General features: G+C 70.8%; 26 protein-coding genes. 14 read left to right on the forward strand and 12 right to left on the reverse strand.

From position 1 onward, the window contains the following. Window positions 1-78: 78 nt before the first annotated feature. Entirely contained in the window at window positions 79-657 is a 579-nt protein-coding gene (locus KIH74_RS32265; protein ID WP_214160206.1) for a Uma2 family endonuclease, read from the reverse strand. Between the two features lie 153 nt (window positions 658-810). Between KIH74_RS32265 and KIH74_RS32270 the strand changes: the two genes are divergently transcribed. Continuing rightward, entirely contained in the window at window positions 811-1,446 is a 636-nt protein-coding gene (locus tag KIH74_RS32270; protein ID WP_214160207.1) for a DNA topoisomerase subunit B, read from the forward strand. A gap of 6 nt (window positions 1,447-1,452) precedes the next feature. On the opposite strand, the gene KIH74_RS32275 is transcribed toward KIH74_RS32270, so the two are convergent. Both KIH74_RS32275 and KIH74_RS32280 read right to left on the reverse strand, forming a co-directional pair. After that, on the reverse strand, window positions 1,453-2,565 hold the full coding sequence (locus KIH74_RS32275) for a glycoside hydrolase family 53 protein (protein WP_214160208.1): 1,113 nt from the start codon (window positions 2,563-2,565) through the stop codon (window positions 1,453-1,455). An 89-nt stretch (window positions 2,566-2,654) separates the two neighbouring features. Then, entirely contained in the window at window positions 2,655-3,809 is a 1,155-nt protein-coding gene (locus KIH74_RS32280) for a LacI family DNA-binding transcriptional regulator (protein WP_214160209.1), read from the reverse strand. 207 nt (window positions 3,810-4,016) lie between these two features. Here KIH74_RS32280 and KIH74_RS32285 point away from each other — a divergent pair, with 207 nt between their 5' ends. Then, a complete protein-coding gene (locus KIH74_RS32285) occupies window positions 4,017-5,261 on the forward strand; it encodes a glycoside hydrolase family 53 protein (protein WP_214160210.1) in 1,245 nt (414 codons plus the stop codon). A 59-nt stretch (window positions 5,262-5,320) separates the two neighbouring features. On the opposite strand, the gene yczE is transcribed toward KIH74_RS32285, so the two are convergent. Continuing rightward, window positions 5,321-5,974, reverse strand: coding sequence for a membrane protein YczE (yczE, locus tag KIH74_RS32290; protein ID WP_214160211.1), 654 nt, complete (start codon window positions 5,972-5,974; stop codon window positions 5,321-5,323). 87 nt (window positions 5,975-6,061) lie between these two features. On the opposite strand from yczE, the gene KIH74_RS32295 reads away from it, so the two are divergent. Both KIH74_RS32295 and KIH74_RS32300 read left to right on the forward strand, forming a co-directional pair. Then, window positions 6,062-6,823 carry an arginase family protein gene (locus tag KIH74_RS32295; RefSeq protein WP_214160212.1) on the forward strand — a complete coding sequence of 254 codons (762 nt, stop codon included), beginning with the start codon at window positions 6,062-6,064 and terminating at the stop codon, window positions 6,821-6,823. 308 nt (window positions 6,824-7,131) lie between these two features. Next, a complete protein-coding gene (locus tag KIH74_RS32300; RefSeq protein WP_214160213.1) occupies window positions 7,132-8,325 on the forward strand; it encodes a mechanosensitive ion channel family protein in 1,194 nt (397 codons plus the stop codon). A gap of 21 nt (window positions 8,326-8,346) precedes the next feature. Here the strand turns inward: KIH74_RS32300 and KIH74_RS32305 are convergent, their stop codons facing one another. Both KIH74_RS32305 and KIH74_RS32310 read right to left on the reverse strand, forming a co-directional pair. Beyond that, on the reverse strand, window positions 8,347-8,646 hold the full coding sequence (locus KIH74_RS32305) for a MerR family transcriptional regulator (protein ID WP_214160214.1): 300 nt from the start codon (window positions 8,644-8,646) through the stop codon (window positions 8,347-8,349). A 113-nt stretch (window positions 8,647-8,759) separates the two neighbouring features. Continuing rightward, window positions 8,760-9,182: an Hsp20/alpha crystallin family protein gene (locus KIH74_RS32310; RefSeq protein ID WP_214160215.1), complete on the reverse strand. Its 423-nt coding sequence runs from the start codon at window positions 9,180-9,182 to the stop codon at window positions 8,760-8,762. Between the two features lie 414 nt (window positions 9,183-9,596). On the opposite strand from KIH74_RS32310, the gene KIH74_RS32315 reads away from it, so the two are divergent. Next, entirely contained in the window at window positions 9,597-9,767 is a 171-nt protein-coding gene (locus tag KIH74_RS32315; RefSeq protein ID WP_214160216.1) for a hypothetical protein, read from the forward strand. A gap of 290 nt (window positions 9,768-10,057) precedes the next feature. On the opposite strand, the gene KIH74_RS32320 is transcribed toward KIH74_RS32315, so the two are convergent. The 3 genes from KIH74_RS32320 to KIH74_RS32330 all read right to left on the reverse strand — a co-directional run bounded on the left by KIH74_RS32320 (window position 10,058) and on the right by KIH74_RS32330 (window position 13,573). After that, on the reverse strand, window positions 10,058-11,848 hold the full coding sequence (locus KIH74_RS32320) for a DUF5635 domain-containing protein (protein ID WP_214160217.1): 1,791 nt from the start codon (window positions 11,846-11,848) through the stop codon (window positions 10,058-10,060). Between the two features lie 291 nt (window positions 11,849-12,139). Next, window positions 12,140-13,012: a calcium-binding protein gene (locus KIH74_RS32325; protein WP_214160218.1), complete on the reverse strand. Its 873-nt coding sequence runs from the start codon at window positions 13,010-13,012 to the stop codon at window positions 12,140-12,142. Between the two features lie 168 nt (window positions 13,013-13,180). Then, window positions 13,181-13,573: an ester cyclase gene (locus tag KIH74_RS32330; RefSeq protein ID WP_214160219.1), complete on the reverse strand. Its 393-nt coding sequence runs from the start codon at window positions 13,571-13,573 to the stop codon at window positions 13,181-13,183. A 79-nt stretch (window positions 13,574-13,652) separates the two neighbouring features. Between KIH74_RS32330 and KIH74_RS32335 the strand changes: the two genes are divergently transcribed. Both KIH74_RS32335 and KIH74_RS38150 read left to right on the forward strand, forming a co-directional pair. Then, window positions 13,653-14,651: an AraC family transcriptional regulator gene (locus tag KIH74_RS32335; protein ID WP_214160220.1), complete on the forward strand. Its 999-nt coding sequence runs from the start codon at window positions 13,653-13,655 to the stop codon at window positions 14,649-14,651. 368 nt (window positions 14,652-15,019) lie between these two features. Beyond that, window positions 15,020-15,664, forward strand: a complete 645-nt coding sequence (locus KIH74_RS38150; protein WP_214160221.1) for a CAP domain-containing protein — start codon at window positions 15,020-15,022, stop codon at window positions 15,662-15,664. A 308-nt stretch (window positions 15,665-15,972) separates the two neighbouring features. Here KIH74_RS38150 and KIH74_RS32345 read toward each other — a convergent pair whose 3' ends face one another. Beyond that, window positions 15,973-16,326: a winged helix-turn-helix transcriptional regulator gene (locus KIH74_RS32345; RefSeq protein ID WP_214160222.1), complete on the reverse strand. Its 354-nt coding sequence runs from the start codon at window positions 16,324-16,326 to the stop codon at window positions 15,973-15,975. A gap of 48 nt (window positions 16,327-16,374) precedes the next feature. Here KIH74_RS32345 and KIH74_RS32350 point away from each other — a divergent pair, with 48 nt between their 5' ends. From KIH74_RS32350 to KIH74_RS32370, 5 genes are all read left to right on the forward strand, one after another. Then, on the forward strand, window positions 16,375-16,536 hold the full coding sequence (locus KIH74_RS32350) for a hypothetical protein (protein WP_214160223.1): 162 nt from the start codon (window positions 16,375-16,377) through the stop codon (window positions 16,534-16,536). Between the two features lie 45 nt (window positions 16,537-16,581). After that, on the forward strand, window positions 16,582-16,932 hold the full coding sequence (locus tag KIH74_RS32355; RefSeq protein ID WP_214160224.1) for a DoxX family protein: 351 nt from the start codon (window positions 16,582-16,584) through the stop codon (window positions 16,930-16,932). Between the two features lie 282 nt (window positions 16,933-17,214). Beyond that, window positions 17,215-17,979, forward strand: a complete 765-nt coding sequence (locus KIH74_RS32360; protein WP_214160225.1) for a carbohydrate kinase family protein — start codon at window positions 17,215-17,217, stop codon at window positions 17,977-17,979. 778 nt (window positions 17,980-18,757) lie between these two features. After that, window positions 18,758-20,293, forward strand: a complete 1,536-nt coding sequence (locus KIH74_RS32365; RefSeq protein WP_214160226.1) for an MFS transporter — start codon at window positions 18,758-18,760, stop codon at window positions 20,291-20,293. Then, window positions 20,290-20,883 carry a TetR/AcrR family transcriptional regulator gene (locus tag KIH74_RS32370; RefSeq protein ID WP_214160227.1) on the forward strand — a complete coding sequence of 198 codons (594 nt, stop codon included), beginning with the start codon at window positions 20,290-20,292 and terminating at the stop codon, window positions 20,881-20,883. Before KIH74_RS32365 ends, KIH74_RS32370 begins: the two co-directional genes overlap by 4 nt. Before the next feature lie 67 nt (window positions 20,884-20,950). Here KIH74_RS32370 and KIH74_RS32375 read toward each other — a convergent pair whose 3' ends face one another. Further along, entirely contained in the window at window positions 20,951-21,928 is a 978-nt protein-coding gene (locus KIH74_RS32375) for a zinc-binding dehydrogenase (protein ID WP_214160228.1), read from the reverse strand. A 9-nt stretch (window positions 21,929-21,937) separates the two neighbouring features. Further along, window positions 21,938-22,528 carry a TetR/AcrR family transcriptional regulator gene (locus KIH74_RS32380; protein ID WP_214160229.1) on the reverse strand — a complete coding sequence of 197 codons (591 nt, stop codon included), beginning with the start codon at window positions 22,526-22,528 and terminating at the stop codon, window positions 21,938-21,940. A gap of 209 nt (window positions 22,529-22,737) precedes the next feature. Here KIH74_RS32380 and aroA point away from each other — a divergent pair, with 209 nt between their 5' ends. Together aroA and KIH74_RS32390 are read left to right on the forward strand one after the other, a co-directional pair. Continuing rightward, window positions 22,738-23,988, forward strand: a complete 1,251-nt coding sequence (gene aroA / locus KIH74_RS32385) for a 3-phosphoshikimate 1-carboxyvinyltransferase (protein WP_372492160.1) — start codon at window positions 22,738-22,740, stop codon at window positions 23,986-23,988. 367 nt (window positions 23,989-24,355) lie between these two features. Beyond that, window positions 24,356-26,239 (forward strand): hypothetical protein, encoded by a 1,884-nt coding sequence (locus tag KIH74_RS32390; protein ID WP_214160231.1) that lies wholly within the window; start codon window positions 24,356-24,358, stop codon window positions 26,237-26,239. The last annotated feature ends 9 nt before the right edge of the window (window positions 26,240-26,248 follow it).

Here is a 26,248-nt window from a genome sequence, read left to right on the forward strand (position 1 = left end):
CTCGTGACACCGGCTCAGGACCGTCATCCGGTCGAGCTCCGGCGTCCACGCATGATCAGGAGGGGGAACCCTGACGAATCATCGGCGGCCGGGCACCAGGCCGTGCAGATCGAGCTCGATCTCGAACGGCGCCCCGGTCAGCAGCTTCTGCCGGTGGATACCGGAAGGCGCATACGACCGGGTCGGGCCGTCCAGTTCGTAGGCATGGACGACCGGGTCCCCGGACTCCTCCTCGAAGCGCCAGTAGTGCCTGATTCCCGCCTCGGCGTACTTGCGCAGCTTCACCGTGCGGTCGCGGTGCGCCGACTCAGGTGAGACCACCTCGACGACCAGGAGCACCGTCTCGGGGGCGTACCACGTACGGTCCGGGTCATAGGGGGCCGAGGTGACGAGGAGATCCGGCTCCGGGCGATTGCGCTCATCGAGACGAATCGTCATCTCCCGCTCGACCTCGACACCTGCCGGCACCTGATCCGCCAGCGAGACGGCCAGAGCGGTGACCAGCCGGCCGTGCCACGAACGCTGGGGGGACATCATGAAGACGAGCGCTCCGTCAATCAGTTCGGTGTGCCGTGGTGCTTCGGCCAGCCGGTCAAGATCTTCTGCGAACCAGCCCTCGGGGCGGGGCGGCCGCATCCAGTCGGGCAACGCGGTCATTCCCTCACGTTAGCATCCACCGGCCCGGCGCCTCCGGGGCGAAGCGACGTCTTCCCAGGCCAGCGCGCAGACCAGCAGGTGCGTCTGGTGATCGGCAATCAACCCTCTCGGACATCGGCCGACAGCCAGGTTGCCATCCGTTATAAATCCCGCATGACCACCCCGCAGGCCTCCTGGCGCAACACCACCCATGACTGGGCCGCCACGGTCGACGCCACTCACCTGGCCGCCGTCCGCGAGCATCCCGCGGTGTTCGCGCCCACCGGCGCCGTGCACCTGGTGCTCGAGGTGCTCGCCTACGCCGCCGACGAGGCCGCGGCCCTCGCCCGCACCGGCCACGCCGTCGTCACCCTGCACGGCGACGGGTCGGTGTCGGTCCGGGACGACGGACGCGGCACCGACACCCGCCACGACGACGAGGGCCGGGCGGTGCGTAAACCGGTGATGTCGACCAGGGACCTGCGCTTCTTCGACGACCCCCGCGCCGAGCTGCTGCCCGACGGGCACCCCCGCCGGGGCATGTCCGTGGTCTGCGCCCTGAGCACCTGGCTGGTGCACACCAACCACCGCCACGACGCCTCCTGGACCCAGCGCTACGAACACGGCGTACCCGTCACCGGCCTGCTGCCCCTCGAACAGGGCGAGCCGACCGGGACGGGCACGAGCGTGCACTTCCTGCCCGACGCCTCACTCGGCGAGCCGACGACCGCGCTCGCGGCGGAGCTGGCCCCGATGACGGCGACCTGGTCTCAGATCACGGTCCGGATCGTGGCCACGCCGCGCGGATGACGGGGCTCACGGCGTCCACTTGATCGTCGGGTTCACCTGCCCGCTCCAGTTGAACACGGCCATGTTGTCCCACCCGTTGCCGCTGGTGGCGAAGTTGGCCGGGTCCCAGCCGTTTCCGGCATTGGCGCCGTACCAGGTGGGCTCCCAGTAGAAGACGCCGATCGCCCCGGCGTTGCGCGCGGTGTTCTGCACGTACGAGAACTCGGTCGCCTGGCCGGCCCACGACGTCGTGATGCCCTCGCAGGTGGCCGAGGTCACCGAGTTGGCGGTGCTGTCGGCGTTGGAGGCGGTGAACGGGAAGGCGGTCTCGGCCACCACCACCGGTTTGCCGTAACGCGTTCTCACGTCGCTGATCACGTTGTAGAGGTTGGCCAGGGTGCCGTGCCACATGCAGTAGTACGACAGCCCGGTGATGTCCCAGTTCACGCCCTGGGCCTTGATCCCGTCGTAGAACCAGCGGGCGTTGGTCAGGCTGTCGGAGTTCGCGGTGTGGATCATCACCTGGGTGGAGCTGTTGCACGCCTTGGTCGCGTTGTAGCCGGCCTTCAGCAGCAGGCCCAGGTTGGTGAAGTCGCTGTTCACGACTTTGCCGTCGTTCCAGAGCATTCCGACGTTGATCTCGTTGCCGATCTGTACGCTGTCGGGCGTGGTGCCCTGGGCCTTCAGGTCGGTGCAGAGCTTGTAGGTGTAGTCGTAGACGTCGGTCTGGAGCTGGGCGATGCCGTGCGACGACCAGGCGGCCGGCTTGGCCTGCTTGCCCGGGTCCGCCCAGGTGTCCGAATAGTGATAGTCCACCAGCAGTTTCAGGCCCTTGGCCTTCACCGTTCTGGCATAGGCCAGCACCTTGGCGGCGTTGTTGTAGCCGCTGGCCGGGTTGTTCCACACCCGCAGCCGCACGTAGTTGACGCCGTCGGCCTTGAGGATGTCCAGGGCGTCCTGCTCGGTGCCGGAGGCGTTGTAGAACTTCAGCCCCAGCTCGGTGCTGCGCTGAAGGGTGGACACGTCCGCCCCCAGCATGGTCAGGGTGGTGGCCGCACCGGCCGTCGGCGGCGCCGCGACACCGACGCCGGCCAGAGCCACCACGGCCGCCGCTGCCGCGGCCCAGTTCCTGAGCTTCATTGACCGCTCCACATCGTCGTTGAGATGGACGGGACTGTGAGCGCTCACAGTCTCACGCACAGACAATCCGGACAAGAGCCCGGGAAACGTCAGGCGGAACCGCGCCGCACCAACGTGGTGGGCAGCACGCGGGATGACGCCGGGCGCCCGGCGATGAGCTGCATCAGCACCTCGACCATCTCGGCGGCGACCTGGGGCAGCGGCTGGCGCACGGTGGTCAGCGGCGGGCGGGTGGCGGCGGCCACGGCGGAGTCGTCGAACCCACCCACCAGCACGTCCTCGGGCACCCGGCGACCGGCCTCGTGCAGAGCCTCCAGGGCCCCCACCGCGAGCAGGTCGGAGGCCACGAAAACCGCATCCAGAGAGGGGCATCCGGCCAGCAGACCGGTCATCGCGGCATGCCCGGCGGCGATGCTGAAGTCGTCCGCGCGCACCACCCCGTGGGCCGGCACGCGGCGTCCCAGCACGTCCCGGTAGCCGGCCAGCCGCTCCACCCCACCGGCCGTGTCGTCCGGGCCGGCCACCGTGGCGATCCGGCGACGGCCCTGGTCCAGGAGATACTGGGTGATCAGCCGGGCCCCGCCGCGGTCGTCGGCGGCGACGAAGGGCATGCGCAGGCCGGGGGCGGGCGGGCGCCCGCACACCACCACCGGCACGCCGGCCTCGTCGAGCTGCGCCGCCAGCGGGTCGCCGTCGTGGGTGGACACCAGCAGCACCCCGTCGACGTGCCCGCCCCGCACGAACCGCATCACCCGCGACTGCTCCTGCGGGGTGGAGGCGAGCATGAGCACCAGGCTGCGGTCGTCCTCGGCCAGCACCTGCGTGCAGGTGCGCAGCAGCACCCCGAACACCGGGTCCTCGAAGAGCCGGTCCTGCGGCTCGGACAGCACGAACGCGATCGCGCCGGAGCGCCGGGTGACCAGGCTGCGGGCGCTCTGGTTCACCACGTAACCGGTTTCGCGCATCGCGGCCTGCACCGCGGCCAGCGACTCGGGGCTGACGTGGAAGGCACCGTTCAGCACCCGGGACACGGTGCCGCGCGAGACGCCGGCCACCTCGGCCACGTCTTCCATGGTCGGGCCGCGACGCTGGGCCCGGCGGGCGGCACCGCGGGACTTGGGATGGGCCGCTTCCGCCGGCACGGCCTGGGACCGGGGCACGGCTTCGGGCCGGGGCGCGTCAAGGGGCCCGGCCGCGCCCGAGGTCTGCGCCGCTTCCGGCCGCGTGGGTGAGCCGTCCGCCATGCCATCCCTCACTCCACCGACCGGTCGGTTGCACCATAGCCGCTGCCCGGGCCGGCGGACCGCCCGGAGACCGGCGTGTGGGCAAATCTTGACAAGCCGGGCGGGCGCACGTGACTGTGAGCGCTCACGGTGCCAGACCGGCGCCGGACCGGTTCCGGAACGGGCGCCCGCCGGGCGCCGTCCGGGACGTTCACCCGGAGGTCGTCGATGCCCTCGCCCCACCCGTCCCAGCCCACACGCGCCCGCGACGCCCTCGGTAGCGCCGAGACCGGCGAATCCCCGCGCGGGCAATCACGAATCGGCCGGCGCTCGGTGCTGGCCGCCGCCGGTGGGATCGCCCTGGCCGGATTCGCCGCCTCCCCCGCCTCCGCGGCGGCCACCACCACCGCCACCACGGCCGGCCGCTCGCGCGCCCTGAGCATCCGCGGCGCCGACCTGTCGTTCCTTCCCCAGCTGGAGGAGGCGGGCGTGCGCTACCGCGACCTGGCCGGGCGGGTGCGCACGGCCGAGCGGATCATCGCCGGGGCCGGGGCCACGCACCAGCGCATCCGGGTCTGGGTGGACCCGCCGGAGGGCTACACCGACAAGGCCCGCGCCCTGGCCCTGGCCCGGCGGGCGAAGCGGGCCGGGCTGAAGATTGTTCTGGACCCGCACTTCTCGGACTTCTGGGCCGACCCGGGCAAGCAGCCGATCCCGGCCGGCTGGCCCACCGACCTGCCCGCGCTGACCGAGAAGGTGCGCACCTACACGCGTGACCTGGTGCGGGAGTTCGCGGCCCAGGGCACCCCCGTCGACATCTTCCAGATGGGCAACGAGATCACCGCGGGCATCCTGTGGCCGGTCGGCAAGCTCTACCCCGACGACGGCACGCAGCGCTGGAGCGAGTTCACCACCCTGCTCAAGGCCGGGATCACCGGCGCTCACCAGGGAGCGGGCCGGGCCGGTCTGAAGGTGATGCTGCACATCGACCGCGGCGGCAAGCTCGACGACACCCGCTGGTTCTTCGACAACATCACCGAGTGGGACGTGCCGTTCGACATCATCGGCCAGTCGTACTACGCGATGTGGCACGGATCCCTGGCCCAGCTGAAGGAGAACCTCGAGGACTCGGTGAGCCGCTACGGAAAACCCGTGCTGCTGGCCGAGATCAGTTACCCGTGGACGTTCGAGGACGGCGACGGGCGCGGCAACATCGTCACCGCCGACAGCGAGCTGCCCGACATCGACCGCTTTCCGGCCACCCCGGCCGGCCAGGCCGGGCTGTTCGAGGCGGTCCGCGACATCCTGACCGGGATCCCGGGCGGCAACGGGCTGGGCTTCCTGGCCTGGGAACCGGAATGGGTCCCGGGCGTCGGCTGGGAGCCGGGCGCCGAGGCACCCAACGACAACCTCACCCAGTTCGACTTCACCGGCCGGGCACTGCCGTCGATCAAGGCCTACCGCCGTCCTTGACGGGCAAAAAATGGTGGACGACGGTGAGCCCGCGACAAGCTCACCGTCGTCCACCATGGTCAGACGTACTGCGGTTCGTCCTGTTCCACGGGAGTGCGCCCGGTGTCGGGGGTGGGTGACCAGGGCAGCCGCGAGAACACCGGCATGAGCGGCTGGACCAGCGGGCCGATGGCGAAAGTGGCCACCACGGTGCCGATCCCGAGGTCTCCGCCGAGCAGCGCACCGCAGACCACCACCGTCACCTCGACCAGGGTGCGGGCCCGCCAGATCGGCATGGCGAACCGCTCGTGCAGGCCGACCATCAGGCCGTCACGCGGGCCGGTGCCGTACCGGGCCCCGATGTAGCAGGCGGTCGAGACCGCCAGCAGCAGCAGACCGGCCGTGAACAGCAGCCAGCGGGCGAGCAGGCCGCCGGGCTCGTCGACCAGGACGAGCGTGAGGTCGGCGGCCGGCCCGATCACGACCACGTTCAGAACCGTTCCGATGCCGGGCTTCTGGCGCAGCGGGATCCAGAGCATGAGCACCACGAAGCTGGTGAGCACGGTGAGTGTGCCGAACGACAGCGGCATCACGCGCTCCAGGCCCTGGGTCAGCACCGACCACGACGTGACGCCCACGGCGGCCCGCACCATCAGCGCCGTGGCGACGCCGTAGAGGAACAGGCCGATACCGAGCTGGATCAGGCGGAACAGATGGTTCGAGGATGCGCGCACCCTGCCATCCTGGCCGGGGCCGGACCGTCCGGCGATGGCCAATCCGTGTCCGGTGGACCGGTCGCCGTCCTCACGTAGCCTTGCGGGATGACCGTGACGATCGTCCTGCCCTTCCACCAGGACGAGCGGCTCGCCGCGGACGTCATTCCCTTCGACGGCTTTTCGACGGTCGAACCGGATCTTCCGGACTCCGGCCAATGGCATCGGCTGACCGTGCTTTTCGATGCCCTGGCGGACGCGGTGGCCGCCGCGCACCGGCAGGGACCGGTCGTGGTGCTGACCGGCGACTGCCTCGCCGGCACCGGCACACTCGCCGGACTCCAGCGCGCCGGGGTGGATCCGGGCGTCGTCTGGTTCGACGCCCACGGCGACTCGAACACGCTGGCGTCGTCCACCTCCGGCTATCTGGGCGGCACCTCGCTGCGCATGCTGATGGGTGGCGACCCCGAGCGCCTGACGGGCCCGCTCGGGCTACGCGCGGTGGCGCAGGAGCGCTGCGTCCTGGTCGGGGCGCGCGACCTGGACCCGGCCGAACGGGACTTTCTGGCCGGCAGCCCGGTGCGGCGCAGCGACGTGGAGGCACTCACCGCGCAGCTGCTTCCCGAGGGGCCGCTCCTGCTGCACGTGGATCTCGACGTGGCGGACCCCGAAGAGGTTCCCGGGCTGCTCTTCCCGACCACGGCCGGGCCCACGGTGCGGTCCGTGACCGATGCGGTCGCCAGGGTGACGGCGACGGGGCGGGTCGCGGCACTGGAGATCGCCTGCACCTGGCACGCCGCCGGCTCGCCCGGTCGGCGCCAGGCCCGCAGGGCCCTGCTCGACGGGCTGATCGCTACGGTCGCCGGGTAGCCGAACGGCCCATTCGCCGTCCATGAAAAGGTTTTTCGATGATCACCACGACAACGACGTGCTGTCGATGACGGATTGTTCCTATCTCGCAAGCTCTTTCGGGTGACTTCGAAAACACGACATAAATCTGTAACTTTTGTGGTTGGGTAGTGGTGGCGACGGCGCCGCTCGATCCACCGCAACTTCCCGGTTCTCCGGATCCCGGGCGAGAAAGGACCCTCGTGTCTCCCGCAACACCCGCCGTGATCCCCTCCCTCACGGACACGGCGGCGGACGTAGACCCATCACCCTCCCCCTCCCCCACACAGATGTGGAACCAGGTCTCCGACGCCGCGCACGACGGCCCGGACGCCCTCACCAGACTCCTTCTCGGAGCGGCCGACACCGTGCTCCAGTACGCGTTCAAGGCCGTCGTGCTGCTGGCCGTGCTGCTGGTGCTGCGTCTGCTCGCGCACCGCGTGATCCACGCCGTCGCGAACAAGATCGCCACCAGCCCCTGGTCCAGCCGGTGGGACCTGCGGGCCCTGTGGCGCACCCCGATGCCGGCCCAGGGCCAGGCCACCGAGCGCCGCAGACAGCGGGCCCGGGCGATCGCCTCGCTGCTGTCGCACCTCACCTCGGCGGCACTGGCGGTGACCGGTGTGCTGGTGTTCGTGCAGGGCACCGGGCTGTCCAAGGCCGGCGTGTTCACCGCCGGGCTGGTCGGTGTGGTGGCCGCCGTGAGCTTTCGCGGCCTGGCCAACGACATCATCGCCGGCCTGTTCGTGCTCAGCGAAGACACCTACGGCATCGGCGATTTCATCGACACCACGCTCGGCGCGGCCGGCACGGTGGAGGAGATCGGGCTGCGCACCACGCGGCTGCGTGGTCGTGACGGCACGATCTGGCACGTGCGGCACAGCAAGATCGACCGGCTGGGCAACCGCACCCAGGCCCAGTCGCACCTGACGCTCGACATCCGGGCCGGTTTCGTCGAGGAGTCACCGGACAAGGCCCCGACGCTGCCCTCCAGCGCGGCGGGGCGACTGGCCGCCGCCGAGCGGGTGGTGCGCACCAGCCTGGACCGGCTCGACCGGGACCTGGCCTCGGCCGCCGCCCCGAACCCGCTGGACGCGGGCTCGATGGCGGGCACCCTGGCCGAGATCCTGCCGGTGCTGGTGCCCGGCGCCCCGCACCGGGCGCTGGCGACGCTGGCGACGGCCACCACGTCCACCGCGGGCATGGTCGACACGGCGCCGCTGCCGTTCACGGCCGTCGACCTGGACGACCTGGCGCGCCTGCGCAGCATGCTGGAAGACGCGCAGGTGCCGGTGCTGACCCGCAGCCGTCTGGCGGGCCTGATCAACGCCGGTGACGACCACGTGGTGCTGCGGGTGAGCGCCCGGGTGGCCGACACCTCGCGGGAGCAGGCGCTGGCCGTGCTGCGGCGCCGGCTGTACCTGGACCTGAACGCCGCGGGCTTCACCGCCTCGTTCAGCGTGCCGGCGCCCGGCGAGCTGTGACCGCAGGTGTGCGGGCCGGCGCTACTCGCCCTCGTACCCGGCGATGATGCGCCGGGCGTCGGCCAGTTCGTCCTCCAGGGTGACGATGCGGCCGGCCGCCTCGAGGGCGATGCCCTCGTCGAGCAGCGAGCGCACCCGGGCGGCCAGACGCAGCTGGTGACGCGAGTAGCGCCGGTGCCCGCCGCCGGACCGTTGCGGCGTGATCAGTCGCGCCTCGTCCAGCGTGCGCAGGAAGGCGGGAGTGGCCCCGATCATCTCCGCGGCCCGGCCCATCGTGTAGGCGGGGTAGTGCTCGTCGTCCAGATGGCCGGTACTCGTCATGGTTGCTCCGCGGATCGTCGGCTGCGGTGGGCGAAGCCAGCAGGTCCCGGCGCCGTGGCGCCGGGACCTGCTGGCTTGTCTGACCTTTCACTCCAGTCCGACGAGGCGGTCGCTCAGGCCTGGATGGCCTGGGGCTCCCGCGCGGGCGAGCTGATGCTGATCTTGCGGGGTTTGGCGCTCTCGGCGACGGGGATCTGAAGACGCAGCACCCCGTTGTCGTAGGTCGCCGCCACCCGCGAGGTGTCGAGGTTGTCGCCCAGGATGAGCTGACGGCTGAAGACACCCCGGGGACGTTCGGAGGCCAGGACCTCACCGTCGAACTCCCGCGCCGGGCGCTGCGCGCGGATGGTCAGGACGTTGCGTTCCACGTCCAGGTCGACCGAGTCGGTGTCGACTCCCGGCAGGTCGAACTCGATGACGAACGTGTCTGCCTCGCGCCAGGCGTCCATCGGCATCACGGCCGGGCGGGTCGAGGTGCCGAAGACCTGCTGGGTCAGACGGTCCAGGTCACGGAAAGGGTCGGTACGGACAAGCACTGCTAGCCACCTCCACCAAGGCGTTCTGATGATTGTGTCTCTCTCGTCCAGCCTGTAGTAAACCTTCACTCACCGAGATCCAGAATCTACAGCGGCTGATGGAGATATTTATAGCCAGCTGATCGGTGGCGCGCAACCCCGACGCACCCGGACCCCCAGCTCGACGCCTCGCGCAACGCCGCCATTCTCGACGCGGCACTCACGGTGCTGGCCGAGACCGGCCCTGCGCGGGAGCCACACCCGCGTAGATGCCCCGGCTTTCCCGAGTGCCCGCACGCACCCGCGTGCGGGCATCCCCGCAAACCTTCCTGGCGACGTCCACCATGTCGGTCACCGCGACCACGCACCTGAACTTCCGCGGCAACGCCCGTAAGGCCCTGGGCCTTCTACCGCTCCGTCTTCGGCGGACAGGTGATGGCGGCCACGTACGCCCAGGTCGGCGTCCCCCAGGACTCCCCCGACGGTGACCGGGCCGTCTTCGCCCCGGTCGAGGCTCACTCCCCCAACGCCGATCGCCTGGCCTTCGGCACGCTCACCGACCGGTTCGGTGTCACCTTGATCTTCGGCACCGTTCCGGCCGACTGAGCCGAATTCATCGCAGACAGAACGGGAGTGAGGCCGATGCCGGTGCGTACCATGACCGACGCCGAGCGCGCACCCAGTTCAACCGCGAGTACCGCCGCTTCTACGGCCTGCCCCCGGGCCGGGGACACCACGCTGCTCAAGTCTGCTCCGTAGCGCGTCGGCCATTGCGGAGAAACGGGTTTCGGGTCGCTGACCCCCAGGCGTCCCCCGTGCCTGGTCGGCCATCGGATCTTCTTCCGAAAGGCCGCGTTTGCGCTGTGCTCAGGACCGCGGGGACTTCAGTGAAGACATCAGGACGGCGCACTGGGTGAACGCGCCACGAAGTGAGCATGCCTGCCTCGCGCGGCCGATCCCCGGTCCAGATGACCTTCGTTGGTCATCCTCATGAGCATCTGTAGCGCCCCCTGCTGGGTGAGGCCGGTGATCTGGGCCAGATCACTGCTCGAGATCCGGTCGGTCTCGGCGAGGAACTGCCGCACCAGTACGCGCGCGGCATCGGGGGCCGGGCGATACCACCGCATCAAGCCTCTGCGCTGGGCGACGGCCAGGGCTGAGGGGTCTCCGGCCACACGCCTGGTCACGGCCTCACCTGGCAACAGAACGGGATGGCTTCCGGGTACCAGGAGCGGATCGCCGTCGATGGAGCACCCCATGGCGACGTCCAGCGCTTCGGCGGCTTCGTCGGCCGGCACCTGCAGAAGGACCGACAGACTCCGGGCTCCCACAAATCCGTCACGCAGCAGAGCATGAATGGCCAGGGAGACGCGCACGTCCCGGCGTCTGGACACGGGATTCACCGCTCCGGTGACGGCCAGCACAGCGTCCAGAGGACGCCCGCCGACCAGGCGTGTCCTCACCTGAGGCCCGGGTTCTTCCCGGATCACGGGCGGGCGATGCCCCAGGGTCACCATTTCGCGGTACATACGATCCACCCCCACGCCCTGACGCTCGACCAGGCCCAGCGCGCGGGCGAAATCGGCCAGGGCCGGGTTCCGCGAGTACCGGGACGAGAGGACCGTGTCACCGGTGACCCCACCCGCGAAGCCACCCGGAGAGACCACATCCATACTCGCGTCTTCCTCCACCCAGGAGATGTGCACGGCCTCGCGTGGGAGCCAGTCCCGGTGCACCAGGGCGTTGAGCAGCGCCTCACGAACGGCCAGCCAGGGGATCTGGCGAACCGACCCCAGTTGCAAGCCTCTCGGTAGGCTCACCGAGCGATCCAGCGACTCGAGTCGTCCTTCGACCTCCGCGAGCTGCTCGATCAAGCTCAGTCCGCTCATGTCGGGCATCGTCAACGTCACATCGCCGCCGGGCACGTCCAGGGCGACCAGTTCGACGACGGTGCGAGGCGCGGGAAGGAGCATGTGAACCCCAGCCGCTGTCAGATGCCGGTCCGGCAGCAGAACACCGACGCGGGTGAGCATGTCGCGCCTGGACAGGTCGAGCAGTTCACTGTGCGGGCCTGCCCCTCGGATCAACCGACGAAGAGCCGCGAACGCGTCGGCGGAGATGTCGTCATCGGTTCGTTCCGTCCGCGCGGTGAGGGGATCTGCCCCCTGGCGACGCAGCCGCTCCTGCCACCACTCGGACCGGTCGACAGGCGCGCATCGGGCACCCACCCTCCACCTGAGGTTGCCGGCGACGTTCTCCACCGGCTCCCTCGCGGCTGCGACCAGGAGAACCAGGAGTCTGGTGCCGTCCGGCAGCCACCTCTCCTCGACGGCCGGTGCGATGTCCACGCGTTCATGGATCCGCTGACGCAGCCAGTCGCGCTCGGAGACCGCTCCGATCACTGTCCCGTCGTCAGCGACACCGACGATCAGAGCCCCACCGGACGGCGTGTTCGCCAGGCAGGCCACCTCGTCGGCCAGCTGCGTCGCCACCGCCTCGCTACGGGGCTGGCCGGGGAGGATGACCCCGGCCCGGCCCCGGCGACCGGCCTCTTCCTTGAAGTCGATTCCCTCAGCTTCGACAGCGTCGGCCGAACTGCCTTCCCCCAGCAGAGTCAGGGCTCGCCCCACCGCATCGACCAGGCGCCGGCGGTCTTCGACGACCTCGCCATCGGGTTGCAGCGCCACGTAATCTCCTCGACTTTAAATGGGGACTGGCTCCAATTTAAAGCCTAGCGCTCCGGCGGCCAATTCCGTGGAAATTGGTTCGAGACCAGCCACCTGCACTGCCCGGAAGACTCAAAGGCGGTTCATGGACCACGTCGGCTGCTTCGACGCGCCCCCTGCCGAAGCTCCTCCAGCCGAAGATCGCCCGAGCCACCACCGCACCTGGCCACCCTCAACAGCGCCGACCCACGGGTGTGCCGGACTGCGAGCCCCTGGCTCCTGCGACGGGAAGACCTGCCGAGAGCGATCACCTCAGTCCGTGACGGTGTTGTTGCCCGGGCCGCCGGAGATCGTGTCCGTGCCGGGCCCGCCGGAGATGACGTCGTCCCCGCTGTTGCCGTACATCACGTCGTCGCCGCTGTTGCCGTACATCAGGTCGTCTCCCTGGGCGCCGTACAGGATGTCGTCACCCTGGGCGCCGGTGATGTGGTCGTTTCCGTCGTTGCCCTGGACGGTGTCGCCCCCGGTGCCGCCGTCGAGACGGTCGGCGTAGGGGCCGCCGGTGATGCGGTCGTCGCCCGCACCCCCGTAGGCCTCGACCGGGCCGACGAAGGTGGTGATGTCGTCGTCGCCCTCGCCGCCCGCGGCCCACCCGCTCGCACAGAGCCGGATGTTGTCGTCGCCGTCCTGACCCTGGACCGCGGTGTTGTCCCAGACGGTCGTCTGGCCCGGGCCGTAGCGGTCGTCGCCCGGGCCGAGATCGACGTTGCTGGAGGTCCCGGCCGCCGATTCGGTGTTCCAGAAGGTCACCCCGTCGTTGCCGTCACCCGTCGAGAGCGCGAGATGGGGTGCGGCATTCGTGTCGGGGTCGCGGTAGTTCTCCACCACGCACGTGACCCAGGTCAGGTCTTCTGGTTTCGGGTGGGTGCACCGGTCACCGGCCTCGATCTCGCTGCTGTCGTGCACCGTGTAGGTGAACGAGGAACGGTCGTCCGCGGCCTGCACCGCGACGCTCAGATCGTTGGCGCCGGGCGCCGTGTCGTAGAGGAACTGCCAGTAGTGGCCCTGCGGATCGGCCAGCACGCGGGCCTGGGCCCGGCCGTCCGCCGCCTGCGCCGCCGGGGCGGTCAGCAGCAGCGGAGCGGTTCCCAGCAGCAGCGCGATCGAACGAATTCTGGGCAGCACCAAGGAATGCCTCCGGGCGAGAGAAGATGTGGCCAGCGCCACCAACGTCTCAGAGATCAGAGGATCCTGGAGGTGATTTCACCCTTTTGTCGACCATGACACAACAGCCCCGGGAGAGCCGTCCGCCGCGCTCGAGCCGGCGATGCCGGCCCGAGCGGTGTGGGCTGCTCAGCCGTGCAGCTGCTTCTTCAGCAGTTCGGAGTCGTGCAGGTTGGCCATGTGGGTGTAGCGCCCGCCGAGAGTCCGGTAGACGGCGAACTCGGTGATCTCGAAGGACTTTCCGGTGGGTTCGACGCCGAGCCAGGGCTTCACCGGGGTGCCCTTGTTGACCAGCCGGGCGGCCAGATTGACGCCGTCGACGGCGAAGTCCCGCACCTCCCAGCTGAGGTCGGGCACCGCCTCGATCTCGGCGGTGATCGCGGCGATCACCTGCTCCCGGGTGGCCCGGTCGCCGAAGTAGGTGATCTCGTCGTTGACGAACTCGTCCAGGCGGTGCAGTTCGCGGTGGTTGAGAACGGCGACGTACTCGGCGTAGAACTCGTGAAGATCGTTGCTGGCCATGGGTGTTCCTTGCGGTCTCTGATGAGGTGTGGCGTTGACGAGTTCCATCGTGCCCCGCGCCGCAGATACGATCCATCATGTGGAGTCCAGCCTTTCTTACGCATCGTCCGGCGAAGCGTCGTCGACTGATCCGATCGCCGACGCCATCGCCCTGCTGCGTCCGCGTACGGTCATCGACCCCGCCCTGCGCGCCGGCGGAACCTGGGCGCTGCGGTTCGAGGCCTTCAGCCATGTGAAGATCGGCGGTGTCGTGCGGGGCGAGTCCTGGCTCACCCTCGACGGTCACGAGCCCGTCCTGCTGCGCGAGGGAGACTTCTATCTTCTGGCCGACACCCCGTCCTACGTCCTGAGCAGCCGAGCAACGCCGCAAGCGGTTCCCGCGCAACCACTCTGGGACGCGGCCGTCGACGGGGTGGCCCGCATCGGGCACGAGGCCGAGGAAGACACCTACCTGTGCGGCGGATACTTCTCGTTCGACGAGCCGAACGCCCCCATGCTCCTCGACGTCCTGCCGCACCTGGTCCACGTGCGGGCCGGCGATCCACGAAACCGCCTGCTGTCCAGCCTGACCGACCTGCTGAGCGCGGAGATCGAGAGCCGCTCCGTCGGACGTGATCTGGTGCTGGACCACCTCGTCCAGATCTTGTTCGTCCAGGTGCTCAGGGCCCACGCCGAGCAGACCGATCGGCCCGCCGGCTGGCTGGGGGCGCTCAACGACGGCGGTATCGGTGTCGCCCTGCGCGCCATGCATGCCGACGTGGCACACCGGTGGACCCTCCAGGAACTGGCCGGCCTCAGCCACATGTCCCGCTCGGCGTTCGCCGCCTCCTTCAAGGACCAGGTCGGGACCACACCGGTGGAATACCTGATCCAATGGCGGATGAGCCTGGCCCGCGACGCCCTGCGCCGTGACAGGCGCAGCATCTCCGAACTGGCCCTCGCCATCGGCTACGAGTCCGAGAGTGCCTTCAGCACAGCGTTTCGGCGCGTGGTCGGAACCTCTCCCAGGCAGTTCCGCGACAGCGCACACCAGTTCCGGCCCCACCGGCAGTCCTCGTCGGACCCCCGTCGTGGATAAGCGGCCTCACGGAAGGAACCGTATCGCGGGGTCGGGCGGGCCACGGTCTGGCTACTTCGGCTCCAGGTCCGATCCGATCTTCCACGCCTTCGACGCGGTCACTCAGCAGGAAGACCCCGAAAGGCACTCCGCAGAAGGACGACGGAGCAGGGGCGGATCCGCTCCGCCCTTGCTCGCGACCCGCTCCCCGGCCCGCCGGTGGGCACCGGACCGACGCTCGGCAGCATCCCGGGCACGCACCGTGTTCGTCGCTTAAACCGTGTCCAAGCCCGGGTAAAACCTGGCCTTTCCAGCTCTCCGGGGGCCAGGCCGGCCGGGATGGATAGTAGGTTGCGGACGGCCAATCACCGAACCTTCCTGGGAGTTCCGTGTCCACGCCCCGCAAGTCGCGGTTCACGCCGCGCCGTCTGTCGTTCATCGCCGTCCCGGTCGCCCTGCTCGTGCTCGGTGCCCTGTTCCTGGGCCGGTCCGCGGCGACCGCCTCACCGGCGAGCAGCGACTCATCGTCGAGTGTGTCCGCCGCGTCGACCGTTTCGGCTGCGGCAACGAAGAAGGCCAAGCGGCAGAAGAAGCTTCAGAACAAGGTGATCCAGTTCACCAACAAGGCGCGCAAGAAGGCGGGCTGCAAGCCGGTCAAGAAGAACACGGCGCTGATGAAGGCCGCGCTCAAGCACTCCAAGGTGCAGGCCAAGAACCAGGCCCAGGGCCACCAGTTCGCCGGTGAGGACGACCTGGGCACCCGCATCACCAAGGCCGGCTACAAGAACTGGACCGGCGTCGGCGAGAACGCCGCGGGCGGCAAGGGCGGCGTGTGGTTCGTCAACGCCCACGACGTGATGTACGGCGGCACCTACACCAAGAACGGCACCGGCTACACCTCCAGCGGCTGGATGCAGGACAAGGCGCACAAGGACAACATCGTCAACTGCTCGTTCACCAGCATCGGCGTCGGCGCCTACATCGACAGCAAGGGCGCCATCTGGTGGACCCAGGACTTCGCGACGAAGAAGTGAGCTGAGACTCGGACAGCGCAGATGAGCATCCGCGACCGGGCCGGGTCCGGCGACGGCCGAGGCCACCACCGGTTCCGCGGTCACCGGCCCGGCCGCGGATGTCTGGGGATGTTCAGAGCAGTTGGCCCCGAACACCTTTGAAACGCTAACCACCGCCGTCCCCGGTTGGCCAGCGTTCGCGGGCGATCAAGGTCACCGGGGGCAGGAACGGCGGGCCGGTCGTCCGGGGCCGCCTGGTCACGGGACGGCGCGGGACGCCGGGCCCAGGCGCGGGCAGTCGCGCGCCGGTGCGGGCGGTTGACCGGGAATCAGCCCGCCTCGCCGAACCCGGCCACCTCCGCACCGTTCAGCCGGGCCCAGGCGGTCAGGGCCACGATCGGTTCCCGCAGCGACTCGCCGAGCTCGGTCAGGCTGTACTCCACCCGGGGCGGCGCCTCCGCGTAGACGCGCCGTTCCACCAGCCCGTGCTGCTGGAGCCGCCGCAGCGTCTGCGTGAGCACCTTGCGCGAGACCCCACCGATCAGCTCGACCAGTTCCCCGTGCCGCAGCGGTCCCTCGCTCAGGGCGAACAACGTCACCACCGCCCACTTGCCGGTGATCACCTCGATGGCCAGCCGGGCGGGGCAGTCGGCCAGGAAAACGGTTCCGGGACGCAGACTCATGGCCGAAGGGTACCTTCAGGTTCCTGACGGCTCCCTACCGTCGAAGACATGCCACGCACCACCCATCCGGCCGCCGGGACCGGGCTCGCCGCCCGCTCCCCCACCGGCATCAGCGCGGGTGACCACGCCCCGCCACGCGTCCACCGCGCCGTCGTCGACCATGGCCTCGCGCCCGACGCCCCTCCCCCGCAGCATCACGGATCCCGCTGAACGCCAGCCCTTTCCACTCGTCATTCCCCAGAACCGAGGTCTTCCGTGTTCACCGCCTACGTCGTCGTCACCGTCCTGATGTCCGTGGTCCAGATCCTCTCGGCCACGGCCAAGTTCCTCCGCCCGCCCCGGATGGTCGACCAGATGACCACCCTGAAGGTGCCCGACCGCCTCCTGCCGGTTCTCGCCGTCCTCCAGATCGCCGGCACCGGCGGCCTGATCGTGGGCATCTGGTGGGCGCCCCTCGGCATCGTCGCCGCCGTCTGCCTGGCGCTCTACTTCGTCGGCGCCGTCGGCACGCACCTGCGGGTGCGTGACCTCGCCGGCGCCCCGCCCGCCGCCGTCATCGCCGTCGCCGCAGTCGTTCTCGCCGTCCTGCGCACGCTGTCCCGGTGATCCCCGGCGGGTCCAGCGCCGCGGCATCGTGATGCTGTCCGGCCCGGCGAGCGGCAGGTCCCGGGCCCGGGAGACGGCCGTGCGGGCGATCGTGAGGTCGCCGGGCAGCGGCTTGCCGTACATCGCGCAGGTGCCGAGACCGGCGCGTCCGCAAGAGGGCAGGAGGCTGTCCAGCGCCCTCACGGGTATGGCCTCCAGCACCAGGCCGGCCGCGCGGTCAAGGGGGGACGTCGGTCCCGGCTACGATCTGCCTCGGATCTGTCGGTCGGAGGGAATGGTTTGATGAGCCGGGCGAATCGCGTCGTGGTGCTGGGGCGTGGTGCCGGGCGGGCCGCGGCGGCCGCCGCCTTCCTGGGCGGCTCCCCGGGCGTCGCGCTGATCAGCGACCAGGGCCCGCAGGAGTCGGCCGCCTGGCCGGAGGGCGGGTGGACCGCCATGATGCGTGACCTGCGGCGGCTGGACGTGGACTGCTCCCGGTTCCGCCTGGGCAGCGACCCGGACGAGATCCCGCTGGGCCGGCACGTCACCACCGCCCCGGCCGCCACCGCCGACGTGCTGCTGGTGGACATGTCGCTGCCGCCCGAGGTGGTGCGTGCCGCGCTCTACCACGCCCGCGGCAAAGTGGTTCTGGAGCCTGGTGTCTCACGCACCTGGGTGGCCACCTTCGCGCCGTTCGTGCACCTGCTCACCCCCACCCCGGACGCCCTGCGGGCGCTGAGCGACGCGCCCGCCGACGCCGGCGTTCCCGCCCAGGCGCGGGATCTGGCCGAGCGGCTGCGGGTCACCGTCGTGGTACCGGTGGGCGCCGGCACCGCCCTTCTGGCCGCTCCCGGGCGCACACCGGAACAGATCAGCACACCGGTGGACGACGAAGCCGTTCAGGACCAGCGCTCCGAGGACTGTTTCCGCGGGGTGCTGGCCGCCCTCCTGGCCGGCAAGACCCCACTGGTGCAGGCCGTGCGCACCGCCCTGCACGCCGCGTCGCTGCTGGCCTCCGGCCGGCTCGCCCACTGGCCCTCCCGCTCGGAGCTCACCACCCTCGCCTGAGGCCGCCTCCCCACGCACGCCTGAAACCGGTCTCGAAATCGCCCTTTCCGACCCCGGCCGCCCGCGACCTTCTCCGCCACCTCACGCTCCACCCCCGGTCACCCCTCCGCCACGCCGTGCCCACGCAGCCAGCCGCGCCCACCGCACCCAGCCGCGCACCGCACCCAGCCGCGCCCACCCCACTCAGCCGCGCTGACCACACCCCGCCGCAATCTGCCGCACCCAGCCGCAACCCACCCGCTGCGGCCCCTTCCCGGACGGGCACCGCCGGAGCAGATTCCCTGCGGCCGCACCGATCGTCCACCAGCTCGCCACGACCGCCGGCCAGGTGACGCGCGCCCGCCCGGGGAGCGGCCGCACATCCCCCGGGAGCCGAGCGCAGAACCCTCCGTCGAGACCATCGGTCCGACGGTCACTTTCGTCCCGTTCCGCACGCCGACGCCCCGACTAGCCCGCACGCGCCGAGTGTGACCTGCCCGACACTCTCCCCGCCGGACTGGACAACTATGTCATCAACCGATGTCATCAGTTGATGACAAGTGCGTGACCTCTTCCTCCGCTGCCGCCGTGGTCGTGCGAGGGCCACCGTCCACACCGCCGTGGAAGCCACACGCATGGCAAACATCGCATCCGTCGCAACCGCGAGAGACCAGGCGAGACACCCGTGCCGAACGCCCACCCCAGCACCCCCAGCTCAACCGGCTCAACCGGCTCCACTGGCTCCACTGGCTCCACTAGATCCACTAGCTCACCAGGCGACCAGCTGCCCCCGCCCGTCGTGCTCGACGACCGCAGCCTGCGGGGACGCCTGCTGGTTCCCGTGCTCACCTTCGTCGGCCTGCTGCTGGCCCTGATCAGCAGCCTCGGCGCGCCGCTGATCCCGACCATCGCCGCCGACTACGGCGTCTCGCTGAGCACCGCGCAGTGGGCCCTCACCATCACCCTCATGGTCGGCGGCATCAGCGCCCCGGTGATCGGGCGGCTGGCCGACGGCCCGCACCGCCTGCGCGTGCTGCTGGTGGCGATCGGCGTCCTGGTGGCCGGGAACGTCCTGGCCGCCCTGCCCTCCGGCATCTTCGCCTGGTTCATCGTCGGCCGGGCCATGCAGGGTCTCGGTCTGGCGCTGCTGCCCCTGGCCATGGGTGTGGCCCGTGACCACCTCTCCCCCGAGCGAGCCCGCCCGGCCCTGGCCCTGCTGTCGGTGACCTCGGTCGTCGGCCTGGGCCTGGGTTACCCGTTCACCGGGATCATCGCCGAGCACTTCGGCTACCGCACCGGCTACTGGGTGGGCGCGGCCCTGTGCCTGCTCGCGCTGGTGCTGGCGGCGGCGGTGGTGCCGGTCAGCAGCCATCGTCGTCCATCATCGTTCGACCTGCCCGGCCTGGTGCTGATGGCGGTCGGGCTGGCCGCCCTGCTGCTGGCCATCAGCAAGGGTGAGGACTGGGGCTGGGGCGACGCCCGCATCCTCGGCCTGGCCGGCACCGCCGTCGTCGTCCTGGCCGTCTGGATCGTCTACGAGCTGCGCGTGACGAACCCCCTCGTCGACCTGCGCCAGATGGGCCACCGCACCGTGCTCAGCGCCGACCTCACCGCGCTGCTGGCCGGGACCGGCCTGTACATGCTGCTGTCGATGGTCATCCGCTTCGTGCAGACGCCGACCTCGACCAGCTACGGCCTGGGCGCCTCGGTGGTCGTGGCCGGGCTGGCCCTGCTGCCGATGTCCGCCGCCAGCTACCTGGTCAGCCGCCTGGTGCCCGGCCTGACCCACCGCCTCGGCGCGGCCCGGGTGCTGCCCCTGGGCGCCCTGCTGTTCGCCGCCAGCCTGGCCTTCTTCGCCCTGGAACGCGGCCACCTGTGGCAGATTTTCGTGATCATGGGTATCACCGGGGCCGGCACCGGCTGCCTGTTCGCGGTCATGCCCCGGATGATCGTCACCGTCGTGCCCGCCGAGCAGACCAGCAGCGCCCTGGCCCTCAACCAGGTGCTGCGCAGCATCGGATACTCCATCGGCAGCGCCACCGGTGCCACCATCCTGGCCGCCCACACCGCCGCCGGGCAGACCCTGCCGGAGGGCGGCGGCTACTCCTTCGGCGCCTGGGTGGCCGTGGCCCTGTGCCTGGTCGCGGCGCTGGCGGCCGCGCTGCTGCCGGTGCGCGAGACCGCCGTGCCGGTCCACCACCTGCCGCAGGACGAGGAGGAGCTGCTGATCGAGGAGAGCACCGACGCCGCGATCGGCGGGGTGGTCGGCTTCGAGCCCGCCCCGGATACGCTGCACGGCGACGGTTCCGAGACGTCCGGAAGAGCGAGTGCATGACGACCCAGGGCGGCGATCCGCGCCGGCGCAACGCGGCCCAGAGCCGGGAACTGCTGCTGGCCGCGGCCGGTGAGCTGTTCGCGGAGAACGGTTACGAGAAGACGACGCTGCGCGAGATCGGGGTGCGCGCCGGGGTGGACGCCGCGCTGGTGGCCCGCTACTTCGGCAGCAAGGCCAAGTTGTATCTGGCCACGCTGAAGCTGGAGGGCAGCAACGGCGGCCTGGACCCGATCGACGTGCGCGACCCCGCGCGCCTGCACCGGCTGCTGGAGCGGGTGCGGGAGCTGGGCAGCGGGCCCAGCCTGTGGGCGGCCGTGCGCCCGCACCAGGACCCGGAGCTCCAGGCTTCGGCGGTGGAGATGCTGGAGCAGCGGTTCCTGGCCCCGGGCCGCGGCACTGCCGAGCAGGCCGGACTCGACCAGGCCGGGCTGCGCGCCGAGATCGTCACCGCCGCCCTGGCCGGCATCGTGATGTCGCGCACCGCGGGCACTTTCCCGGCCCTGACCCAGGCGGACCCCGACGACCTGGCGCCGCTGATCGCGCGGATGCTCACCGGGCTGCTGGAAGAAGAACCCCCGGCCCGGTCCTGACGGGCGAGAAAACACGGACGACGACGGACCCGGCCCGGGTCTGTCGTCGTCCGTGTTCGCAGACCTCTCAGGGGCGCAGCATGATCTTGCCGACCCGCCCGGCGCGGAAGTTCGCCTCGCCGGCGGCGCGCACGTCGTCGAAGGAGTGCACGGCCTCGACCGGCAGGGTCAGGGAGCCGTCGGTGACCCGGGTGATCAGCTCGCCGAGCAGCTCACGGCGCTTCTCGGGCGCCATGGCCTTGCTGACCTGGCTGCCCCAGAAGCCCTTGACGGTGAGGTTCTTGAAGATGATCGGGCCCGAGCGCAGCTCCATCACCGGGGAGGCCATGGCGCCGAACACCACCAGCGTGGCGTCCTGCGACAGCAGCGACTGCACGTGCCCGGCGGCGGCCCCGCCGACCGAGTCGACACCGACCACGACCGGGGCGCCGCCGGTGATCCGGGCCGCCTGCTCCTGCCAGTCGTCGGCGTCGGTCGCGACGACATCGGCGACGCCCTGATCGGCGAGCTCCTTCACGCCCTCGGTGCGGCGCACCAGGCCCAGCACGTTGATGCCGCGGGGCGCGGCGAGCTGGGCGACGAGCCGGCCGACGGCGCCGTTGGCGGCGTTCTGCACCAGCCAGTCGCCCTCCTTCAGGCCGAGCGAGTCGATCAGGCTGAGGGCGGAGAACGGCATGGCCACGAGCTGGGCCGCGGACTCGTCGGGCACCTGGTCGCCGACCGGGATCAGGCCGGCCGCCGGGGCCACGAAATACTCGGCCCACACGCCGAACACGGAGCTGGCCACGACCCGCTGGCCGACGCTCAGGTTCTCGACGCCCTCGCCGAGGGCGTCGACCACGCCGACGGCCTCGGTGCCGGCCCGGGCGGGCAGCTCGGGTTTGAACCCGTAGGTGCCGCGGATCGTCCACAGGTCGTGGTTGTGCACCGGGCTCAGCACGGTGCGCACCCGCACCTGGCCGGCGCCGGGCTCGGGGGTGGGGACGTCTTCGACGACGAGAACCTCGGACGGCTCACCGAATTCGTGGTGGACGACTGCGCGCATGATGTTTCCTCAGCTTTCGGTGGTTCGGGTTGTCTCGGTGGTGAGCAGCAGGGCGAAGATGCCGGACAGGTCGGAGCCGGGCTCCGGGCGGCCCGCGCACCAGGCGGCGAGCTGCCGGTTGATCACCCAGACCGTGCCCGCGGCCAGGAACTCCCAGAACACGTCGTCCTGTTCGGCCCAGGGCTGGAGCAGCGGCTCGCTGCGCAGCCGGGCGGCGGTGAACGCCACCACGCCGGCGTGGTAGGCGGCGTAGCCGGGCCCGGCGTGCACGCGGTGGAAGAACACCGCGTGCTGCTTCATCCGCCCGGCGACGGCCGCGACCGTGGGCGCGAACGCGTGCTCGAGACCGGAGGGTGCCTGCGTGGGCTGCTCCAGATCGCCGAGCGTCTGCTCCAGACGCGCCAGCCCGGCGGCCGCGAACACCGCCCCCAGATCGGGGAAGTGCTGGTAGAAGGTGGGCCGGCTCATCCCCGCGGTCTCGACGACGTCCTTGACCGAGATCTCCGCGGCGCCCCGCTCGTCCAGGAGCGCGGTCGCCGCCGCGATCAGCGCCGCCCGGGACCGGGTGACGATCGGGTTCTCCCGCCTCTCCTTACTCATGTAAAAACTTTAACATGAGTAAAACTTGGGACGGCGAGGAGCCCCCTTCCGGCTCAGCGTCGTCCCTGAATTAATCGCTCTCCCCGACCGGCCCCCAGCTGCCATGATCGGCGCGCGCGGCCGATCGGCACGCCACCGTCCAGCCGGCCCCCCTCGTCCGCATCCGTCCGCCGCCCAGAGCCACCCGCCCAGGAGTCGCCGTGCCCCCGATCGCCACCGCCCACGTCCCCGGATCGAAGTCCGTCACCGCCCGGGCCCTGGTGATCGCCGCCCTCGCGCCCGGCCGCACCCGGCTGATCGAGCCGCTGGTCGCCGCCGACACGCTGGCCTTCGCCGCCGCCGTGCGCGATCTGGGACCGGACGTCGTGCAGGAGCCCGGCGTCTGGACCGTCACCGGTCTCCCGGACGGCCCCACCGGCGCGTCCGCAGGCCCGGCGAAGCTCTGGTGCCACGACTCCGGCACCGCCGCCCGGTTCCTGCCGGCCCTCGCGGCCCTGGGCCACGGCCAGGTCGTGATCGACGCGAGCGAGCAGATGCGGGCGCGGCCGATGGCCCCGCTACTGGGTGCCCTGCGCGACCTGGGGGTGCGGGTGCGGGCGGCGCCCGGCGACCGGCTGCCCCTGGAGATCGACGCGGACGGGATCGAGGGTGGTGAGGTGCGCCTGGACGCGGGGGTCTCCAGCCAGTACCTGACCGCGTTGTGCCTGGTCGCCCCGGCCACCCGCAGAGGGCTGCGGATCCGGCTGAGCGACGTGGTGTCGGTGCCGTACGTGCGGATGACCCTGGCGATGATGCGGGACTTCGGGGTGGAGTCGTCGTGGGAGGGCGACACCGTCGTCATCCCGCCCGGCACCTACACCCCGGGCGACTACCGGGTGGAGGCCGACGCGTCCACCGCCTCGTACTTCTTCGCCGCCGCCGCGCTGACCGGCGACACGGTGACCGTTCCCGGCCTGGGCGAGCGCTCGCACCAGGGCGATCTGCGGTTCGCCACCGAGGTTCTGGCGTCGATGGGCTGCACGGTGCGGGTGACCGGCGACAGCACCACCGTGACCGGGCCGGGGCAGTTGCGCAGTCCCGGCACCGTGGTGATGCGCGACATCAGCGACACCATGATGACGCTGGCCGCCATCGCCCCCTTCGCCGACGCCCCGGTGCGGATCGCCGACGTGGCCAACTGCCGGGTGAAGGAGTCGGACCGGATCGACGCCATGGCCACCGCCCTGACCGCTTGCGGCATCACCGTGCGCACCGGCCCGGACTGGATCGAGGTGCACCCGGGCGAACCGCACGGCGCCCGGGTGGCGACCCGCGCCGATCACCGGATCGCCATGTCCCTCAGCGTCACCGGCCTGCGCACCCCGGGCATCGAGCTCGACGACCCGGGCTGCGTGGCCAAGACCTTCCCGGCCTTCCACGAGGAGTTCGCCGCGGTGCGGGAGGCCTGGGCGCAGACCTGATCCGCTCCGGACGCCGTGACCGGTGCCGCCCTTCGCGAGCCTTTCGGGTAGCGAGTGGCCACGTACGGAGGTGTCACTGATCACCGTAACTCCCGCCCCAGGGGAGTCTTTTCCGGGCATATCGCCCGCAGCAGGCCAATTTTCGCGATAGCGCGAGCTTCGCCCCTGCTAGCCTCCGCCCGAAGTGGGGGGCGTGGCTTGCTATTGCCCCGTAATGAGACGTGACTGTGGGGCATCGGTGAACCAGAACGAGTCAGGGCAGCAGGGCGGGGACAGAACCTCGAGGGCGAGCGAGAACCCTCGGTCGGTAACGGGTTCGGGGGCGGCGGCTTCTCCCGAGGGGACGTCGGGCGGGGCGACGACGCCGATGCCCCGCACCGCGGCCGGATCGGGTTCCGGTTCGGCTGACGGTTCGGCTGACGGGCCGGCCCAGGCGCCGGCGGACGCGGGGTCCGAGGCCGGCCGGCCGACGACCGGGGCCCAGCCGGGGCAGCTCGGGCAGCCGGGGCAGCTCAGTCAGCCGGGGCAGCTCGGGCAGCCCGCACCGTTCAACCAGGCCGGGCACCCCGACGAGCCCGGCTACTCCGACCCCTCCGGCCGGCCCGGGCCGTTCGGTGGGTTCGGCCAGCCCGGACCGGGCGGCCAGTTCGGTCAGACCGCTTCCGGCCAGACCGCTTCCGGCCAGCCCGGTTTCGGCCAGCCGGGCCCGTTCAACCCATCCGGCTCTCAGCAGCCCGGCCCGAACCAGTTCGGCTACCCCGGCCAGCCCGGCCAGCCCGGCCCGAACCAGTTCGGCTACCCCGGCCAGCCCGGCTCGAACCAGTTCGGCTACCCCGGCCAGCCCGGCCAGCCCGGCTCGAACCAGCCCGGCCAGCCCGGCCAGCCCGGCTCGCCGCAGTGGGGCACGCCGCCGACGGGGCCGAAGTCCTCGTCCACCAACAAGAAGATCGTGCTCGGCGTCATCGGGGCCGTGCTCGCGCTCGTCCTGATCGGGGCGGGGGCGGTCGCCGTGACCCGGGGCGGTGGGTCCGACGGGACGGCCGCCGCCGACGGTGAGGAGGTCGCGGCCACCACCCTCGCCACGCCGTTCGTCGAGGCTGCCAACGCGCTGAAGGTGTCCGAGGGCGTCTCGTACGAGGACGACAGCTACTCGGTCAAGATCACCAAGAGCGGCGACATGGTCGGGACCGTCAGCTACGACACCCCGATCCTGCGCGCCGACGACATCACCTACGCCCAGCTGTCCCCCTACGAGGTCGACGACGTCATCCCCTACATGAAGGACTACCGCGGCGGGACGGCGGACGAGTGGGTCGAGCTCGAGCGCTCCAGCCTCGACACGATGGACATCGACCACTCGGCACCCGCCTCCCCGTCCGCCCTCGGCGACGCGCTGCTGACCGCCCTGGACGACGACTCCACCGACTTCTCCCCCACCGTCGAGGGTTACGAGGACTCCCTGGCCACGGCGGACGCCGGCGAGGAGACGAACACCACGGTCAGCCTCGACGGCACCACCCCGGCCCTGATGGCCCAGACCTCGGCCGGCCCGGTCTACGTGTCGGCCACGGCGCCGTACCGGGTGCTCAACGTCCCGGCCGGCCTGGCCACCGGTTCCGGCAGCGACACAACGGGTTCCGGTGACACCACGGCGACGGACGGCGCGAGCAGCGAGTCGTCGACGCGGGACGGGAGCGGGACGGGCACGGGTGAGAACGTCGCGTTCCGGAAGAGCGCGATCACGCCGTACGTCTCGGCGCGCGAGGGCGTGCAGATCGCCGAGCTGAGCTCCGACCAGCTCAGCCGGGCCTACGACGACATGATCGGTTACGCCGAAAAGTTCGACAGCGTCCTCGACTCCCAGGTCGAGATCACCGTGGACTCCACGAAGAAGTCGTGCAAGGCCTCGAAGTGCACCGCCTCGATCAAGGTGACGACCCGTCCGTACACCAGCTCCGGCACCGCCGAGAGCACCCGCATCGGCGTGCACGTCTCGTACCAGATCAACGCCTACAACTACGTCAACGAACCGGACCTGACCTGCACCACGGTCGTCGACATGCCGGCCAAGGGCACGAAGACGCTGAAGTGCGCGGTGGACGCGACGGCGATGCTGAAGAAGGCCGCCAAGGAGTCCTACCTCCACGACATCAGCATGTCGTACTCGGCCATCGGCCTGTCCGACACCGACTTCGACGCGCTCGTCGAGTCCCTGAAGAGCCGCCAGGGCTCGACGGCGGCCAGCCAGTAACGGCAGCCT

The organism is Kineosporia corallincola, from assembly GCF_018499875.1.
Lineage (GTDB): Bacteria > Actinomycetota > Actinomycetes > Actinomycetales > Kineosporiaceae > Kineosporia > Kineosporia corallincola.